Source organism: candidate division KSB1 bacterium, assembly GCA_022562085.1.
Lineage (GTDB): Bacteria > Zhuqueibacterota > Zhuqueibacteria > Oceanimicrobiales > Oceanimicrobiaceae > Oceanimicrobium.
Genome location: JADFPY010000449.1, coordinates 1 through 2,911, shown reverse-complemented (window position 1 = coordinate 2,911; position 2,911 = coordinate 1). Strand labels below are relative to the sequence as shown.

Genomic DNA, 2,911 nt, shown 5'->3' with positions numbered 1-2,911 from the left:
TGGCTACAGCGGCAACCCGCAACCTGTGGACGGCGGATTTGTGTCAGCGCCAACATTTGGCTTCTGGAACACGGATGGCAACTGGGAAGTCGAAGGCCACGGCGTGCAACCGGATTACGAGGTAGTAAACAAACCGCATGAAATGGTCGCCGGGCGGGACGCGCAACTGGAAAAAGCAATTGAATTGACTTTAGAAATGCTCAAGAAAAATCCGCCGAAGAAACTTAAAAAACCGACTTATCCAAACCGGTCGGATATGACGGATTCGACGAATTAAGAGTGACTAAATGCCGCAGGTCTTATCAGACTTGCGGCATTTTAATTTTCTCACCACCGACATCATCCCTTTAAAATCCTCTAAAACAAAAAAATCTTGACATTAAAACAAGAGTTTTTTATTATTTGCCAGTTGGGGATGCTTTTCTAAAACGTATGGTTTCGATTCCGACTTCGGCGGTTCAAACAGTTTTCTTGCCTGTTCCCAACGAACCACGAAACCTACTTGCAAAATAGCCTATTTAGACGAGACGGTCTTAGAAGTGTCGGGAGTAAATAATTGATTTTGCAACATGCAAAAAACCTCCTCCTATTAGCACGTCCAATTTTAATGGTTTAATGAAGCGCAATTAAAATCATGGAGATAGGCAATGGCGTTTAAAGGTGGACAGAATCCGCAGCAAGGGCACCCTGATTTCCCTGGAATTGCTGATCGCAATGCGCCAGGGAACGACGGTAGCCTTATTCAAGAGCATCTTTCTGAACTAGAACACCTTTACAGTACAGCGCCAGTGGGTCTATGTTTGATGGATACAAACCTGCGCTTTGTAAGAATCAATGGGCGGCTCGCGGAAATTAATGGAAAGACCGCTGCTGATCACATCGGCAGGACTCTCAAGGAAATTATCCCGGAAATTGCTGCTCAGGTCGAACCCATTTATCGACGCGTGATCGAAACCGGCCAGCCTGAGCTTGATTTTGAAGTCCACGGTGTGACGCCATCCGAGCCGGGAGTTGAGCGAGATTGGCTGGTGAGTTATTACCCTCTGAAATCGGCTGATGGTTCGGTACAAGGTGTGAGCACAGTCGTTCAGGAAATTACCGAGCGCAAGCGAATCGAAAAGGCACTGGGTGAAAGTGAAGAAAAATTTAGAACGATTTGTGAGAATGCGCCCGTAATTATCGATTGCTTTGATGAAAGGGGACAGTGTCTCTTCATTAACCGGGAGATGGAAAAAACCCTGGGTTGGACACCAGAGGAAATAATGAATTCAGATGACCCGCTCTCAGTAGTCTATCCTGACCCCAAAGCACGCAACAGGGTTCTTGAGTCGATTAAGAGAGCGGATGGCATTTTTAGAGAATATGAGGTCAAGGCTAAAGACGGCTCGCTTCGAACTCAGTTGTGGGCGGATTTTCGGTTACCTAACGGGACGTTGATTTCAATGGGACACGATATCACCGATCGCAAACAAATTGAACTGAAGTTGGCGGAAGCGAACAAATTTTTGGAACAACGAGTTAGTCAGCGTACCAGAAGGCTGCGTGAGGCTATGGCAGAAATCGAGCATTTGAAGCAACAGCTGGAAGCCGAAAATATCTATCTACGTCAAGAACTCAGGGAACAACATGATTTCGAAGATATTATCGGCAAGAGTGACGCTATTCAAAAGATTCTGCGGCAGGTGGATGACGTTGCTGCCACAGATGCCACGGTTCTTTTGCTGGGTGAGACCGGCACCGGCAAGGAGCTCATTGCCCACGCTATTCACGCTAGAAGCCCTTTGAGTAAGCGACCGTTTGTAAAAGTTAACTGTGCTGCCCTGCCGGCGACCCTGATTGAAACTGAGCTTTTCGGGCATGAGAAAGGTGCGTTTACAGGAGCTTTGTCTGACAAGCGAGGCCGGTTTGAAATAGCAGACAAAGGCACCATATTTCTTGATGAAATTGATGACCTGGTTCCTGAACTGCAGGCCAAACTCCTGAAAGTGCTTCAGACAGGTGAATTTGAGCGAGTCGGAAGCTCTGAAACGCGACAAGTGAGTGTAAGGGTTCTTTCAGCCTCGAACAAGGATTTGCAAGCAGCGATTCAAAGCGGCGAGTTTCGCGAGGATCTCTACTATCGACTCAATGTTTTTCCGATCACCCTCCCGCCTCTGCGTGAGCGCCAAGAAGATATTCCCTTGCTCGCTAATTATTTTTTACAGAAGTACACCGCAAAATTTAAAAAAGAGATCGATACGATTCCGCCGGCGGTGATGAAAGAACTTAAAAACTACTCATGGCCGGGTAATGTCAGAGAACTTGCGAACATTATCGAGCGGGCCGTGATCGTTGCTAGCGGACCGGGCTTTCAGATTGACAAATTACGGGAAGTCCGTGACAATGAGAGCTTACCTGGCGCTGGTTCTGATAAGCTTGCCGATATTGAACGTAAGCATATTTTGCAAGTGCTTGAAAATACCAACTGGATTATTGAAGGCAATCGTGGCGCTGCAGTTCGTCTTGACCTGAACCCCGGCACCCTGCGATCTCGTATGCGAAAACTGGGGATCAAAAGACCGCTCTAATTACCCCTCCCCATTTGTTTACCCATGATATTTGATAGATTTCCTATACATATCTCGGATCTATTAAACCCCGTTATTGCTGGCCTCAGCTCTTTTTTTTAAATAAGATATTGTTTCTGAACAAGTTGTAGCCTCTTGTCACTGTATCCGAGTCCTGTGGCACATAATTTGTAAGATTTTTTAGCCTCGAGGGTAAAAGGGCTGGGACAGAAATAAAGGGGATAGTTCTCACGACCTTCCCGACTCTCCTTGGGGGTCTCGCAACTTAACCAAGGGCATGAACAGCCCTGACAAGACATGAATACAATTGAAAAACAAACTGAGATACCTATTCCGGGAAGGAT

2 protein-coding genes are annotated in these 2,911 nt (G+C 46.6%); both read left to right on the top strand.

Annotation, left to right across the window (positions count from 1 at the left end; genetic code table 11):
- Nucleotides 1-277: hypothetical protein (locus IH879_22045; GenBank protein MCH7677608.1), on the top strand; the 277-nt coding region annotated here is incomplete at its 5' end.
- A 370-nt stretch (nucleotides 278-647) separates the two neighbouring features.
- The gene (locus IH879_22040; protein MCH7677607.1) at nucleotides 648-2,567 is read left to right on the top strand and encodes a sigma 54-interacting transcriptional regulator; all 1,920 of its coding nucleotides are present in this window, start codon (nucleotides 648-650) and stop codon (nucleotides 2,565-2,567) included.
- The last annotated feature ends 344 nt before the right edge of the window (nucleotides 2,568-2,911 follow it).

Excerpts from the sequence above, each read along its gene's own strand:
- IH879_22040 (MCH7677607.1), top strand. The coding sequence starts at position 648 with ATGGCGTTTAAAGGTGGACAGAATCCGCAGCAAGGGCACCCTGATTTC.